At 56.4% G+C, this 15,597-nt stretch carries 13 protein-coding genes; 3 read left to right on the forward strand and 10 right to left on the reverse strand.

What is annotated here, in order from left to right; genetic code table 11:
• Window positions 1-371: 371 nt before the first annotated feature.
• The 4 genes from K3757_RS11100 to katG all read right to left on the reverse strand — a co-directional run bounded on the left by K3757_RS11100 (window position 372) and on the right by katG (window position 5,180).
• A complete protein-coding gene (locus tag K3757_RS11100; RefSeq protein WP_259995567.1) occupies window positions 372-1,130 on the reverse strand; it encodes an enoyl-CoA hydratase in 759 nt (252 codons plus the stop codon).
• Window positions 1,131-1,165: 35 nt separating this feature from the next.
• A complete protein-coding gene (locus K3757_RS11105) occupies window positions 1,166-2,056 on the reverse strand; it encodes a serine aminopeptidase domain-containing protein (RefSeq protein WP_259995568.1) in 891 nt (296 codons plus the stop codon).
• Window positions 2,053-2,511 (reverse strand): MarR family winged helix-turn-helix transcriptional regulator, encoded by a 459-nt coding sequence (locus K3757_RS11110; RefSeq protein WP_259995569.1) that lies wholly within the window; start codon window positions 2,509-2,511, stop codon window positions 2,053-2,055. The genes K3757_RS11105 and K3757_RS11110 overlap by 4 nt, the downstream gene beginning before the upstream one ends.
• Before the next feature lie 449 nt (window positions 2,512-2,960).
• Window positions 2,961-5,180, reverse strand: a complete 2,220-nt coding sequence (gene katG, locus K3757_RS11115) for a catalase/peroxidase HPI (RefSeq protein WP_259995570.1) — start codon at window positions 5,178-5,180, stop codon at window positions 2,961-2,963.
• Between the two features lie 118 nt (window positions 5,181-5,298).
• On the opposite strand from katG, the gene K3757_RS11120 reads away from it, so the two are divergent.
• Window positions 5,299-6,213, forward strand: coding sequence for a hydrogen peroxide-inducible genes activator (locus K3757_RS11120; protein ID WP_259995571.1), 915 nt, complete (start codon window positions 5,299-5,301; stop codon window positions 6,211-6,213).
• A gap of 144 nt (window positions 6,214-6,357) precedes the next feature.
• Window positions 6,358-7,383 carry a Hint domain-containing protein gene (locus K3757_RS11125; protein WP_259995572.1) on the forward strand — a complete coding sequence of 342 codons (1,026 nt, stop codon included), beginning with the start codon at window positions 6,358-6,360 and terminating at the stop codon, window positions 7,381-7,383.
• A 917-nt stretch (window positions 7,384-8,300) separates the two neighbouring features.
• On the opposite strand, the gene K3757_RS11130 is transcribed toward K3757_RS11125, so the two are convergent.
• From K3757_RS11130 to K3757_RS11155, 6 genes are all read right to left on the reverse strand, one after another.
• On the reverse strand, window positions 8,301-9,914 hold the full coding sequence (locus tag K3757_RS11130; protein WP_259995573.1) for a long-chain fatty acid--CoA ligase: 1,614 nt from the start codon (window positions 9,912-9,914) through the stop codon (window positions 8,301-8,303).
• A gap of 21 nt (window positions 9,915-9,935) precedes the next feature.
• Entirely contained in the window at window positions 9,936-11,567 is a 1,632-nt protein-coding gene (locus K3757_RS11135; RefSeq protein ID WP_259995574.1) for a GMC family oxidoreductase, read from the reverse strand.
• Window positions 11,568-11,728: 161 nt separating this feature from the next.
• On the reverse strand, window positions 11,729-12,058 hold the full coding sequence (locus K3757_RS11140) for an arsenate reductase family protein (RefSeq protein WP_259995576.1): 330 nt from the start codon (window positions 12,056-12,058) through the stop codon (window positions 11,729-11,731).
• A 70-nt stretch (window positions 12,059-12,128) separates the two neighbouring features.
• Window positions 12,129-13,175, reverse strand: a complete 1,047-nt coding sequence (locus K3757_RS11145) for a YeeE/YedE family protein (protein ID WP_259995577.1) — start codon at window positions 13,173-13,175, stop codon at window positions 12,129-12,131.
• A gap of 208 nt (window positions 13,176-13,383) precedes the next feature.
• Window positions 13,384-14,364: a glycosyltransferase family 2 protein gene (locus K3757_RS11150; protein WP_259995578.1), complete on the reverse strand. Its 981-nt coding sequence runs from the start codon at window positions 14,362-14,364 to the stop codon at window positions 13,384-13,386.
• A 21-nt stretch (window positions 14,365-14,385) separates the two neighbouring features.
• Window positions 14,386-15,015: a glycosyltransferase gene (locus tag K3757_RS11155; protein ID WP_260001238.1), complete on the reverse strand. Its 630-nt coding sequence runs from the start codon at window positions 15,013-15,015 to the stop codon at window positions 14,386-14,388.
• 147 nt (window positions 15,016-15,162) lie between these two features.
• Between K3757_RS11155 and K3757_RS11160 the strand changes: the two genes are divergently transcribed.
• A complete protein-coding gene (locus K3757_RS11160; protein WP_259995579.1) occupies window positions 15,163-15,357 on the forward strand; it encodes a hypothetical protein in 195 nt (64 codons plus the stop codon).
• The last annotated feature ends 240 nt before the right edge of the window (window positions 15,358-15,597 follow it).

Below are 15,597 nucleotides of genomic sequence, written 5' to 3' on the forward strand. Positions count from 1 at the left end.
ACAAAGCCCATGGCGCGACATTCTGCCGAAGCCATAGGACCGCCGCAGTAAAATATGACCAAAACTTCCGATATAACGAAAAACTTCGGGCCTTATCGAGGTTCAGTTAAATCTGTTCAAAGATCACCCTAAAGCAAGTTGATTTCCCAATCGGGTCTGCGTTCATCTGCGCATCACAATAATTAGCTAAAGCAGCTGCTTCAGCCCCTGCTCTCTGAAAAGATATCGGTGCGGGTCTGTCGACCCTCCCCCATCCACTTGCACCTACAAGGGTTGAATAAGACGCAATCTGACTGATCGGCGAATTGCTGCCTCCGGCCTCAACTCTGCTGTGTGCCAGCGTGAGAGAGGCCGGTAGGCATGAATTGCCGTTACTTAAAGACCGGCATCCGTTTCTGCATCTTGGCGGCAACCACTTCTGCGAACTCGGGCGATTTCAACTGGTCCGCAAACTGCATGGATTCCCTCTCCATTTGGGCTGTCATCTGGTCCTGACCATTACGCACAAGCGCTTTTGTCTTGATCATTGAATTCGGTGCAGCATTGCGGATCTGGTCGGCAATTTTTGCAACCTCAGCCATCAGTTCATCATAAGGGAACTTGCGCGACGCGAGGCCGAAAGCAACCGCTTCGGTCGCGTCAAGGACACGGTTGGCCAGAAACATGTCATTCGCAATCGCCATTCCCACTGTTGCGGGCAGCAATAAGGACGATGCAGCTTCCGGTACCAGACCCAACTGTACAAACGGGGTGCTGAAGGTAGCCGTATCAGCGACGATAATGAGATCGCAATGCAACAGCATGGTAACGCCCACGCCAATGGCAGGCCCGTTTACGGCTGCAATCAGGGGCTTTGGGCAGGTCGATACTGCTTTTAGAAACCTGATAACCGGCGGCACACCATCGCCTCGCTCGCCCATAACAAAGTCCTGCAAGTCGTTGCCGGAGGTAAAGTAATCTTCGGCACCGGTGATGACAAAGGCGCGAACATCCGTTGATTGCGCGTAATCCTCCAAGGCGTCCGCCATCGCGCCATACATGACCTGCGTGATCGCGTTGCGTTTTTCGGGCCGCGCGATTGTCATGGTTGTCACACGGTCGGTTGTCTCAAGCTTGATATGATCGGTCATGGATTATCCTATTGGTATTTGGGGAAATATTGTCACTATTCGGGGTGTTGGCCAAGGGTGCTGCCGCCTTCTGCCAGCCACTCCCAAAACTCGGACCACAGGGCTTCGCGGCCCTTGCGCATGGCGCCCTCATGGCCGATCCGCTTGACCCCGATGTCAGCCGGACGCCGCATCACGACGGTGGTCGGCGCGGCAGGGTAGCACTTCAGAAGATCCGCAGCCGTTTTCGGCGTGGCAATTGGATCGTCGGGGAATATCCAGGATCGAATGGGCGATGTCACCTTGTCATAGTGATGCGGCGCAAGCGTGTTGCCCAGATCTGGCTGGAAATAACTGCGGCGATGGCTCCAACGACGCCATGTCTTGAACAGCTTGGGCGGCAGCGGCTCTCCCTGCCAGCCACCGACCGGTTTGATGTACCCGTGCCGCAGCAGGGAATAAGACCCAAGGCCCCACCAAAAATAGAGTTCCGACGGAATGTTGCGAAGGTGATGCCCACCGAAGTAGCCGGTGCCGACTGAAACAAATGCGTGCCGCGCGATCTTGGCGTGATTTGGCATCAGACCTATGAAATGCCCGCCGACACTGTGCCCCATATGCGTCAGCGGCACATCGGGTGCCGCAGCTTGCAATCTGTCTACGGCAGCGGGTGTATCGAAGCGCCCCCAGTCGGCATACTCAATGCCGGATCGCGCCAAGGCATCACCTTTCGACCCGCCGATGCCGCGGTAGTCATAGGTCATCACGGTCGCGCCCTGCCCTGCCAGGTATGTCGCGATATTATGATAGAACTGTCGCGGAAAGCCTGTGCCAGCCGAAATCAGGATCGCCAGTTTTGTGGCCGCACCCTCATAAAGGTCACCCTCAAGTTCCCAACCGTCACTGGCGGCAAAGCGGATGCTGCGCGGCTGTACAACATCCGTCATTTGATCGCACCCTTTTGCGTGCCGTTGATGATCGTATCCGCATTGTCCGCCAAATGGGTGAGAAACCGCTCGATAGTGGCCTGCTCATCCCCAGAAAACGGAGCAAGCAGCGCCTGATTGTACTGTTTGATTTCGCGCGCGCCGTGCTCAAGCGTCGTACGTCCAAGCTCCTCAAGGTAGATTTTGATGACACGACCGTCCGTCGCCGACGCAGACCGGCGCACCAGTCCTTTATCACACATTCTATCAACCAGACCCGTAAGGCTGGATTTTCCCATAGCAAGCGTTTTGGAGATTTCACTGATCGGCTGCCCGTCATCACGCGACAGGATCAACAGCACTGCCAACTGGGATGTCGTCAGGCCAATCTGGGTTCGCGTGCGGTGGTCTGCCGCGCGGAACAGCGCCGAATGCGCGACCTGAAGTTTCTGAAATACTCTAAGTTTTTGGGGCATAATTTAATTCGCATGTGGACTATTTATTTCATATGCGAACCAGTTGCCGCGCGCAAGCCCTCGCAACTTCTGACAGTAAGATCAAGTCAGCGCCCTCCTCCAGATGATCGGAACAAATCCCCCCAAAAGATACTGACATGTGATTTTCGAAGCCCAACACGTGACTATGGGCAGCAAAGATGCTTTGCCGCGCGGAGTAAATGCCCCTAATCGGCTCATATTGAACAGACAGAAGACCTCAAGACACCTCTTGGGTGACGTTTGGGTCACCATCGGTAGCTGAGCGGGTCCAACAAGAAACTGGACGTGTTCATTGGTCAATTTGACTGATCTGAGTCGGGCAGCAGCTATCGGGGAAATAGCAACGTCCATACTAACCGGACAACCATCTCAGCATAAAAAAACGCGGCCCCTTTCGGAGCCGCGCTTCCTGTTTCGTCGTTCAAGACTTAGCGCAGAACAGAGCGGTCAATGTCAAAGCGGTCAAGCTCCATCACTTTGACCCAAGCATCCACGAACTGTTTAATGAACAGCGCTTCGCCATCCCCTGCGGCATAAACCTCGGCCAGCGCGCGCAATTGGCTGTTGGAGCCGAACACCAGATCGGCACGGGTGCCTGTGCGCTTGACCTCACCGGTCTTTGTGTCACGTGCTTCGAACACGTCATCCGCATCGCTAACGGCTTTCCAGGTCACGCTCATATCCATGAGGGCGCGGAAGAAGTCGTTGCTTAGCGTGCCGGGCTTATCCGTCCAGACGCCATGGGTGGCACCTTCATAGTTGGCACCCAACACGCGCAGGCCACCGACCAGCACAGTCATCTCTGGCGCTGTCAGCGTCAGCAGCTGTGCGCGGTCTACCAACAGCTCTTCGGCCGAGATGCTGAACTGGCGCGACTGGTAGTTGCGGAACCCGTCTACAGCAGGCTTGAGCACATCGATGCTTTCCACGTCTGTCTGCTCTTGGCTTGCATCGCCGCGGCCCGGCGTGAACGGAACGCTGACGTCATGGCCACCGGCCTTGGCAGCGGCTTCGACTGCGGCTGTCCCTGCCAGCACGATCATATCTGCCATCGACACAGGCTTACCAAAATCGGTACGGATCGTTTCGAGCTTGGCGAGAACTTTAGCAAGCTGCGCAGGCTGGTTAACCTCCCAATCCTTCATCGGCGCAAGACGAATGCGCGCGCCATTGGCACCGCCACGCTTGTCAGAGCCGCGGAAGGTGGAGGCAGACGCCCAAGCGGTCGAAACCAGCTCTGCCGTGGTCAGACCAGAAGCGAGGATCTGCTCCTTCAACGCCGCAACATCCGCGTCGCCAATCAGCGCGTGGTCCGGTGTCGGGATCGGATCTTGCCAGATCAGCTCTTCCTGCGGGACTTCTTTACCCAGATAGCGGGTGACCGGCCCCATATCGCGGTGCGTCAGCTTGAACCATGCGCGGGCAAAAGCGTCAGCAAACTGGTCAGGGTTGGCATGGAAGCGCTTGGAGATTTCCAGATAAATCGGGTCTTCGCGCATCGCCATATCGGCTGTGGTCATCATCGGCGCATGACGGCTGTCGTCATGGGCGTCCGGCACAGCGTCTCCCATGGCACCACCAGCAGGCTTCCACTGGTTCGCACCGGCAGGAGATTTGGTCAGCTCCCATTCGTTGTTCAGCAGCGTATCGAAATAGGACATGTCCCATGTGGTTGGGGTTGGTGTCCACGCACCTTCGATGCCGGACGTGATTGTGTGCACACCTTTGCCGCTCTCGAACGTGGACAACCAGCCAAAGCCTTGCGCTTCGATTGGTGCGGCCTCGGGCTCTGAGCCAACTAGCGCCGCATCGCCTGCACCGTGTGCTTTGCCAAAGGTGTGGCCACCGGCGACCAGCGCCACCGTTTCTTCGTCATTCATCGCCATACGCGCGAATGTCTCGCGTACATCGCGGCCAGAGGCGATCGGGTCTGGGTTGCCGTCCGGACCTTCGGGGTTCACATAGATCAGACCCATCTGCACAGCAGCCAGCGGGTTTTCCAGATCACGCTCGCCAGTATAGCGCGTGCCTGTGCCACCGCTCACGGCCAGCCATTCGTCTTCAGAGCCCCAATAGATGTCTTCCTCGGGCTCCCAGATGTCCTCACGGCCACCGGCGAAACCGAATGTTTCAAAGCCCATATCCTCAAGCGCGCAGTTACCCGCGAGGATCATCAGGTCAGCCCAGGACAGCTTGTTGCCGTATTTCATTTTGATGGGCCAAAGCAGGCGGCGGGCCTTATCGAGGTTGCCGTTGTCCGGCCAAGAGTTCAGCGGCGCAAAGCGTTGTGTGCCAGAGCTGGAACCGCCACGACCGTCAGCGGTGCGGTAGGTACCGGCAGAGTGCCATGCCATGCGGATAAAGAACGGGCCATAGTGGCCGTAATCTGCGGGCCACCATTCCTGGCTGTCTTTCATCAACGCATAGATATCGGATTTTACTGCGTCCAGATCCAGCTGCTTGAAAGCTTCGGTATAGTTGAACGTGCCCCCCAGCGGATCGGATGCAGGCTGGTTCTGGTGCAGCATTTTAAGGTTTAGCTGGTTTGGCCACCAGTCACGGTTGGAGCGGCCACTGTTGCTGGCCTGCTTGTTGGCGCCAAAACCCATCGGGCAACCGCCCTGTGCAGCGTTGTCTGATCCGTCCATTGCTCTCTCCACTTTCGTTGAATTCAAGTGGGGGATTCGCGCCCCCGTAGAATGGTTCTAACAAATGTCGGTGATATCTTTAAGTTTGATTTTCCGATAGGCGTGATAAGTAAAACCTATGATCAATTTTACGCTCAAACAGTTGCGCTATTTCGAAGCGGTCGCACGACAGGGTCACTTTGGCCGCGCCGCTGAGATGTGCGCTATCTCCCAGCCCGCGCTCTCGGCACAGATCGCGGCCCTTGAAACCGCCATTGGACATCAACTGTTCGAACGGGGTGCGCGGCAGGTGCGCCTGACGCCTTTTGGGGACCAGTTCGCTGAACGCGCCCGCGACATTCTTCGCGGCGCGGAGGCACTGTCGGAAATGGCGCGCGGCGCACGTGGCTTGGCGCTTACGCGGTTGCGGATCGGCGTGATCCCGACCATCGCCCCCTATCTGCTGCCCTCAGTTATCGGCCATATCACTGCCGCGCACCCGCAAATTGACCTGATGGTGCGCGAAACCATGACGCACAAGCTCATAGAAGAGCTGGGCGATGGCAAGCTGGACTGCGCCATTGTCGCCCTGCCGGTTTCCGAACCTGCATTTACCGAAATTGCCCTGTTCGATGAAGCAATGGTTCTGGTCCGTCCAGCAGAGGATGGGGCAAAACCGGTACCCGACATGGACACCCTCAGCCAGATGAAACTGTTACTGCTGGAAGAAGGTCACTGTTTTCGCGATCAGGCGCTGTCATTTTGCGCCCTGCGAAGCACCTTACCCCGAGAGGGGCTTGACGGATCATCGCTGACCACTCTGGTCCAGATGGTGTCGGCAGGGATCGGGGTCACCCTGATACCGGAAATGGCCGTGCCTGTCGAAACCCGCTCTGCGGCTGTCAGTATTGCACCACTCGGTGCGCCACGCCCGATGCGCACCGTGGGGATGATCTGGCGCAAGACCTCGGCCCTCGCACCGAAGTTAGAGGAGATCGCCGGATTGGTCCGCGACGCCGCAGCAGACCACCCCGCCTTTTCCCGCAGGCCATAGAACGAAATATGTGACGAGCAAGATGCGATCGCTTGGACAGAAGCTGGCGCCCCGAGTTAGGTATAACTTTAAACATCAAATCCGGATCGTTCACAGAATTTACACCCTCTCCCGTGCAACTGACTGCCTGTGCTGGAGAACTCTATGTCCTTTCAAATCTTCGCAATTGATAATGAATTTGCCGCCTCTACCGGTAGCAATGTGAATACCTCGCCCGGGCGATCCAGGTTTGACAACCCGCCACAAGGTTCAAAAGACCTTGTGATAACCACAAAGGACGGCGACCCCGAACCGCGCCTGTTCGACGTCGGCGATACATATGATCTAAGCTGGGGCGGTCAGGTGGGTGGTGCCAGCATCATTGATGCTGTCGTTGTAAGATCAGATGCTGCACCCTCCAGCGGTGGCGGTATCATCGTCTTTGAGGGCCTCGACGAAAATGGCGAGACCGCCCAGATCATCTGGACCCCCGGATTTGATCTGGAGCAGTGGTATGCGGACAATTACAACCCCTCGGCAGAGCCGGAATTCTACGTCACGGACCTGCAATCCGAATACACCCATGGCTATGTCTGCTTTGCAGCACAGACGCGGATCAGAACCCCGCAAGGATACAGGCAGGCAGGTCATCTGGTCACTGGTGATCTGGTATGCACTGTTGATGCAGGCGCTGTGCCCCTGCTTTGGACGGCATGGTGGCACGGTGTCGGACATGAAAAAGCGGCGCCGGTCTGTTTCTCCGAAGGCAGCCTTGGCAACAGCCGCGCATTGCAGCTTTCTCAACAGCACCGGGTGCTGACCAAATCGCCGCAGCTACAACTGCTCTTTGGTCTAGACGAAGCATTGGTGCCAGCGCGGGCTTTTGTGAACGGTCATTCCATCCGCATCAAGCCCGAGAACCGCATCACCTATGTCCATTTGATGTTGGAACAGCATCACATTCTGGATGCAGAAGGCACCCATTGCGAAAGCCTTTATCTAGGAGAGCAAAGCAGTTTTCGACTGTTTCAGAACCAAAAACTTGCAGCACTTATAAAAGCGACGGATCCGCAGATCATAAGTGCCCCCGCAGCACGCCCGTTCCTGTCTATGAAAGAAGCCCGGCTATTGTTTCACGGTCGCGGCGCAGCGCAACCCATGTCTGCCGCCGCACAAGCAGCTATGTATTAATCCCTGAGGCGCGCGGGCCAATAGAATATGACTGAGTTTCTTGTACAGATTTCCGAACTCGGACAATGAACCCTATGGGCGATTCGTGCACAAAGATCACGCGGTCAGGCCGCGACCTGCTTTGTGTCATACCTCTGCATATGGCTCGCAGATTTTCACCTGCCTTTGTCGGCCAGCAGCTTCCTCAATACGGCGGGCGCTCAGTTTTTTCGTAAATTTGATGCTTAAGTATAGGTGAACTGAGTTTTGGCGCGGCCGATAAACTGCAGGCTTACGAGATCAAAAAAAGTGTGTGGAACCAGCGTATCTCACGTCCACGAAGCGCCGCGTTATTATCCGTCTTATTCCGGAATTTAGATTGGGCAACAAGCGTGCGGCTATCGGCCTCTTTGGTCAATCGATCCAACATTTCGTTTCTGATTGTTGGAAAAGGCGAAGTCGTTCTATTCACGGTCTCTACATTCATGTCGGTCCCCAAAATAAAAGTGGCAGCTGACAATAAAATTCGCGAATTTCGGGTTTCTAAATAATGGGAAGCGGCTTAATTGTTTCCCCGAACGCTGTGTGAATCCAGAAAACACACAATGGATTCAGCCTCCTACCTAGATCACCTTTCCTCTGTGCTCTCTCCGTTGCCGTAAACAGTCATCAGTCCCAAAAGCGCATCGTTTCCGTAATGGATACAGTACAAGAAGGCATTTCCTTTATGTGGACATAAAATGGGCAAAAAAGGCATCGCGATTCGGCCTTAGCTGGCAGGAATGCAGCGCTGAGATTCATTGGTGTGGATTTTGTTTCTTCACCTGAATTAACAATCGATCCAAGCAGTACCAATGCGACAGCATTCCTCGAAGACTACGCACGTCATTTTCCGGCGCTGCGTGGTGTTACGCAGCGCCGGAAATCGTTGGACTGGATCAAGCGTCAAGCAACACTTTGCCGAATTGCTCACGCAGTTTGTTCTTCTGAACCTTACCGGTTGAACCAATCGGCAGTTCGTCAACGAAGATCACGCGGTCGGGGATCTGCCAGCTTTCCACTTTGCCTTTGTAGAACTCGCGCAGCGCGTCCTCGGTCACGTCGCCTGCCTTGATTGCCACCAGTACAGGGCGTTCGTCCCATTTCTCGTGCAAGGCGGCGATGGCCGCCGCGTTGGCAATCGCAGGATGCGAGATGGCGATATTTTCAAGTGTCACAGTGGAAATCCACTCGCCACCGGATTTGATGATGTCCTTTGATCGGTCGCGAATGACCATAAAGCCTTCGTCATCAATCGTGGCGACATCGCCGGTGTCAAACCAGCCATCAGCCGTGAGCGCGGGCGCGTCCTTGCCAAAATATGTATCCACGATCCACGGTCCACGAATTTGCAGATCACCTTGTGATGTCCCGTCATGCGGCAGCACCTTGCCGTCTTCATCCACCACGCGCAAATCAACACCGAATGGCGGGCGGCCCTGCCCCAACCTGATCTCTGCCTGCTCGTCGGCCGACAGTTTTGTGTGACGCTGCAACAGCTGGTTCATGGAACCAAGCGGTGAGGTTTCTGTCATGCCCCATGCGTGCACCAGATCGACACCGTATTCGGCAAACTTCGGAATCATGGACGGCGGCAAAGCGGAACCGCCAACCACTGTGCGTGTCATGGAAGGTATCTTGCTGCCCGTTTCCTTAAGAGCAGCCAACAGCCCCATCCAGATCGTCGGGACGCCCAGCGCCAGTGTGACTTCGGTCTCGTCAATAAGGTTCACAAGGCTTTTGCCATCAAGTTTCGGCCCCGGCAGTACCAGCTTACATCCCGTAACTGCCGCAACATAGGGCACGCCCCAAGCGTTTACGTGAAACATCGGGACAACAGGCAGCACAGTATCCATCGCCGAAATGTTCAGCCCGTCCGGCTGGTTACCCGCGATGGAATGCAGCACGGTGGAGCGGTGTGAATACAACACGCCCTTGGGGTCGCCGGTGGTGCCAGATGTGTAACACAGGCTTGAAGCGGCGTTTTCGTCCAGCTCCGGCCAAGGCTCTGACGCGTCGCCGGTTTCCAACAGTTCGTCAAAGAACTTGAGGCCGGGGACGGCCTTTGCGGCGGCTTCGTCACGCGGGCCCATCATGACGATGTGTTTTGTATGCTTCAACGCTGGCGCAAGCTGGCCCGCTGCGGGCACAAATGTTGCGTCGATGAACAGAACCTGATCCTCGGCGTGGTTGATCACATAGACCATCTGCTCTGGCCCCATGCGCGGATTGATCGTGTGGCAGACAAAGCCACCTCCAGCGACACCAAAGTAGATTTCAAGATGGCGCCGGTTGTTCCATGCGATCGTGCCGCACCGCGCGCCTTCTTCCAGACCAAGCTTGCGCAAAGCAGAGGCCAGCCGCCGTGCGTTCGCGCCAACCTGCCCCCAATTCGTGTGTTCCAGTCCGCCGGAGGTCTCGACCGAGACGATCTCGCCCTTGGTGTGAAAACGGGCGGCGTGGTCGATCAAGCTGCCTATTGTCAGCGGCATGTGCATCATTTGTCCAAGCATTGGGGTCTCTCCTGTAAGTAGTTATTCTGCAGCTTGCGGCCGTGCCGCATCTGCCTTGATGAAATCGGCAGCGCGTTCCGCGATCATGATCGTCGGAGCGTTGGTATTGCCGCTGATGATTGTCGGCATGACTGACGCGTCAACCACGCGCAGCCCCTGCATTCCGTGCACGCGCAATTGCGGGTCAACGACAGACATATCATCTACCCCCATTTTGCATGTGCCAACGGGATGATAGATTGTATCTGCCCGGTCGCGAATGATCTGTTCCCATCCGGCATCGGTCAAACCGTCGCGTACGCCGAACAGTTCTTTGTGTTCATAGGCAGCCATTGGCGGGGTCTTCATGATATCGCGCGACATCTTCGCGCCTTTGATGAGGGTCGCAAGGTCCGCATCTTCGGCCAGATAGTTGGGATCAATCGCCGGGGCTGCCATCGGATCAGCCGAGGCCAGTGAAACGGTGCCGCGCGATTTCGGGCGCAGAACGCAAACATGGCAACTATAGCCATAACCCGGATGCAATCTGCGGGCGTGATCGTCCACAACCGAAATCACAAAGTGTATCTGGATGTCAGGGCGATCCTGCGCCGGATCGGTTTTAAGAAATGCAGCGCCTTCGGCAAAGGGCGTGGCCAGCATACCGCGTCCCGTCTTGCGCCACTCAAGGATATGTTTGACAAGATTCACTGTGCCGCGCAGGCCGATGCCGAAATTATCGGTGTCTTTGGATTTGTATCCCAGCGTGAAGTCGAGGTGATCCTGAAGGTTCTGCCCTACCCCCGACAGTTCATGCACCAACTCGATGCCATGGGGTGTGATGTCTTGCGCGCGTCCGATCCCCGACAACTGTAGCAACTGAGGGGAATTGAACGCCCCCCCGCAAAGGATAACTTCACGCTTGGCGCCTACATGCTTGTCATTCTTGCCTTGGCGGTAATGCACACCTGTGGCGCGCTTTCCCTCCAGGGATAGCCGCGTCGCGTGTGCACGGGTGATCACAGTCAGGTTGTCGCGCGACATGACCGGATGCAGGTATCCCGCCGCGACCGAGCATCGCTCGCCGTTGCGTTCGGCATCGTGGAACTGCGTAACCTGATAAAGGCCGACACCTTCATTATCGCCCGTGTTGAAATCGTCTACTTCACGGTGCTGCAACCGGCCAGCGGCCTCAATAAAGGCGCGGGTGATCGGGCGCGGTGATTTCTGGTGAGAGACTTGCAATGGGCCCGAGCCGCCATGCAGCGCGGCCTCGCCGTCTTCGTGGTTTTCCGAAGTGCGGAAATAGGGCAAGACCGCGTCCCAATCCCACCCCGTGCAACCGTTCTGGGCCCATCCGTCATAATCCGCACGGTGACCCCGGACATATAGCATCGCATTGATCGCGCTTGATCCGCCCAGCGCCTTGCCACGCGGTTGGTATCCCTGGCGCCCGTTCAGGCCTTTTTGTGGAACAGTAGTGAAGGCCCAATTGGAAATCTTGCCCCACCCCGGCAACATCGCGACCACTGCGGCAGGCGCACGGATCAACATGTGATCACCGGCTCCGCCCGCTTCCAGCAGACAGACGCTGACGGTTGGATCTTCGCTTAGCCGCGCGGCAAGTGTTGCCCCGCCAGATCCGCCACCGACAATCACATAATCAAAGGTCATGAACAGTCTCCCCGCGCCGTATCAGAGCCTCCCCCTGTGCGCTGGCGAAAATAAGCCAAAGAACACAGGCAGTGTCCATGCGTATTCGGGCATGAAAACGGGTGCGTCACGCAGCGTCAGAACGACGATCTTTCAACAGACGGCTGGGCGGTGTCGGACCTTCAGTCTTTTAGCAGGGCTTTTTGAACCACATCATCCCAGCCCAGATAGAAATCCGCACCGTCACGGATCACGGGGCGGGCCATCACCTTGGGCTTTGCGGCAATTTGTGCTTCCGCTTCCGAGTTCTTGAGCCAGTTGTTCAGTGCCCTGTAGTCGTTAGAGCTGCGGTCAACCAAACGGTCGCCGAATTCCACGATCAGCTCTGCCAGCTCCGCCTCGCTTAAAGGATCGGCGCGAATATCGCGGAATTCGACTTTGTCGCCCTGTGCCTCAAGCGCTTTTTGCGCCTTCTGGCACTGGGCGCAGGTGCTTAATCCGTAGATTATCATGGGGCGGTCTCCTTTGCTGATCGACCGCACCCTTAGGCATACCAACTGCCTTCGCAAGCAGTTTCACCGCTTAATGGGCAGCAAGCGCTGCAGGCGCGCGCGTGGTGAGGCGGTTCGCGACGACCGCACCCGTCAAAATGCTGGCAAGCGCCAACAGGGCCGCGATGCTCAGCGATGCGCTACCGCTTAGACCTGCGCCGATGGTGCAGCCACCGGCCAATACGCCGCCCACGCCCATCAACATGGCACCCGAAAGATACCGGCCCATCTGCTGCGCATTCTCAAAGCTTTCGATCTTCAGCTCATTACGCAGCAGAGCGCTGACAAAGCTTCCAAGCAAAACGCCGCCGATAAGGCCCGTGCCAAAGCCCGCCGGCACAGCACTTGACGCCAGCACCCAGAACAGAGTGTCAGACCAAGGCAGGGTGAAGGCCGCAGACTGGATTTCAAGTGGATCGAATTCGTCAAACAGCAAAACGCTGGTTGTGGCCCAGCCCAACACAGGCACCAGACCGATCACCGCACCCAGAACAACAAGACCGGCTTTTGGGCGATGCCGCTGGATCAAAAGACCCGCAGCAGCGACCGCGACAATAGCCACAACCACAGCGGCGAACGGCACAGCGTAAAGATTGCCAAAGGGCAGTTCGGCCGTCAGCGCACCCAATGACGTACGCACAGGTGCCAGAACACCTTTCAACGTCGCATGCGCCGTGATCGCAAACACAGCAAGGACCATGACCGCGCGCAGGTTTCCCGTGGCCGCCAAAACCGTCAGCCGCGAGGCACAGCCCCGCGTCAGGATCATCCCTGCCCCGAAGGCCAGACCACCAATCAAAATCGCAACGATCGGGATAGACGGGCTGGCATAGCGGTGATCCTGAAGGTCAACAAACCCTGCGCCAGAAGCAATCAGAAAGCTGACAATCGCGGTTGCAAGCGCCGTCAACCAGATCGCACCGGCAGGGCCGCGCTCGGAAGGCTCCCCCGCTACGGCCCTGCGCAGGCAAAACCGCGTGATTTGCGCCGCAGCGCCCAGTACAGCGCCCAGCACCAACGCAAACAAAACCTGTAGCGTTCGGGCGTCCAGTCCCCAGTCATATTGTTCAAGCAGCATGTCAGTCCCCTTAACCGTTCAGGTCGGGACATGGGTTTTACGATGCCACCTGTCAACTTAGGGGGTTGGAACACATGATACATTCAACCGCATAAAGCAGAACGGTTTCCCGATTTGCGGCGATATGCCATTCGGGCGTTCAGTTCAGCGCCTCCATCAAGGTCCGCTTCCTTATTTTACACCTACGCACAGCACGCAGGGCTTTTTTCTACCGATTTACGTTCGAGCGTCTTGTCACTTGGTTCACTACCCCTGAGCGTGCCATCCGCAGCAACATCGCCGCGCTTATCATCTTTATCGTGTTGCGCGGTTCCTCCCACAGCGGCTTCCAGGACTGCGTGACCGATTGTGACAACATATCTAGTGCGCAGGCCCTGTCCTTTGCCAAAATGGCACGGTGCGCCATCCGTCGCAGCAGGTAGGCGCGGGCAGATTTGCTGTGGGCGTGAAAGAACGCTGGCGCAAATGGGGTCAGTTTACGCACCATCCGATCCCAAGAGGCCAACTGCTGGCCGATCATCGCAGACAGACCGCTTGCATGAACCCTATTGTGGGTCAACTCGCCCGCGATCCCCTCAAACCGCCAAGAGGTGGTCAGCGCAATGCGTAACCAGCATTCGACATCTTCGCACTGCTGGAAGGTTTCATCGAAATACCAATCACGTGTCACTTCAGTTGCAGGACGGTAAGCGATCGCATCAAACACCGCTCTGCGGATCACCGGTCCAGAGCCATTGCCAACCGGATTTAGCTTAAACACCTGCGCGAGCGTGAGGTTGCAAAGAAGCGGATGTTTCGAGATACCCAACAGGGCGCCGCGTTCGTCTACTATTGCCGATCCGGAATAGCTGACGCCGACATCACGGTAATCTTGCAGGTGCGCCACATGAGTGGCGAGCTTTTCCGGCAGCCACGTTTCATCTGCGTTGCAAAAACCGATATACTCTCCGCGCGCGACAGAAATACCATAGTTCCGCGCGCTCGACAGGCCACGGTGGTGTTGGGTGACTACCCGTATCTCGGGATCCTGCGCATAGTCCTTCAACAAGATCGGCGTTGCATCAGTCGAGCCATCGTCGACGACGATAATTTCAAAGTCGATAAAGGTCTGGGATTGCAGCGAGGTCAGTGTCTCTTGCAGTGTTTTCGCCGCATTAAATGCGGGAACAATAATAGAAGCGATCGGCATGGGGACTACCTTGATGGAAGACTAAAGAGCAAACAGCGCATGGCAAACACGGTCGGGAAGTATCCGAACCCGGAACGCTTTGATCAGCGTGCCAAAGCATTGATTTGTTGGGCTGAAGAAACCGGTCGGGCTCCGTAGCAGTCCTTGAACCACCAGGGTCAATGGCAACATATGTTTGGGGCCAAGCTGCAAGGCTTTTGGACTGGGTTGGCGTAAAAAGACGGCCTCGGAGTGCCTGCTTGGTATATGCCCGAACCACGCAGGGATACGCAGCGCGGCCTTCCTGCTGCGTAGCACCGCGCGTAAGTCAGCAGCGATATTGCTATCCTGAAAATACGCCGCCATATGGCTCGGATTTTGCGGGTCCCGTATGTCACACGCGTCGCAAACCAACAGCACGTCGCCACCGGAATAGATCAGCGCCGCAAAATTACGCGCGCAACTGATATCCTTGCCGATTTTCTGCACCACCCGGATGCGCGGATCTTTGGCTGCTTCATGGTGAAGCAATTCCAATGCCGTATCCGTTAATCCGTCATCCACACAGATGACTTCCCAATCACCGCAGGTCTTGGCCTGTATGCTGCAAATCGTCGCCTGGAGGGCCTCGACAGAGTTGCAGCGGGCAATGATGATTGAGAAGTCCGTCATGACAGGTGAGAAGTCTGTCACATCAGCACATTGGAGGGCGGAGTTAACAAATCAGCGCAGAGCGGTTGGTTTGCACCCATCAAAACAGGCGCAGATGTAAATGCGAAAGCAGCGTCAGCAAGGTATCCGGCTTTATATGAGAAGTGCATGTCAGAAGCTTTCGTTGATCTAACCCAAAGCTACCTGAAAAGATGCGCTGCTGTCTCGGACGCCACAGGACAGGCGACCATCGCAAATGGTGCGCGCGGTATCCTTCCGGATAGTCTGGCCGCCGTGCCTAGTGGTCACAAATCGCCCCTGACCTGCCACTTCCGAACAGGTGGGTTGGCGGTTACAGTCTGAATAGATCCAGTCTTGCGCCAGCCAAAACCCAGAGAGGTATCTTGTTTTGCAGACGTACCGCTTGGGCTGTCGACATGTTTCGGATATACGTGTCTCGTTTGCTGTGACCACAGACAGAACAGCCAGTTCGACGGGAAATATCGATCCGTCCGCGTGTTAGGCTTCCAATTGAACCGGCCCCTGACTTGCCACACAATCCGACCTAATGGGCCGATCACATCAACAGCTTTGTAGCCAAAA

This window comes from Sulfitobacter sp. S223, from assembly GCF_025143825.1.
Lineage (GTDB): Bacteria > Pseudomonadota > Alphaproteobacteria > Rhodobacterales > Rhodobacteraceae > Sulfitobacter.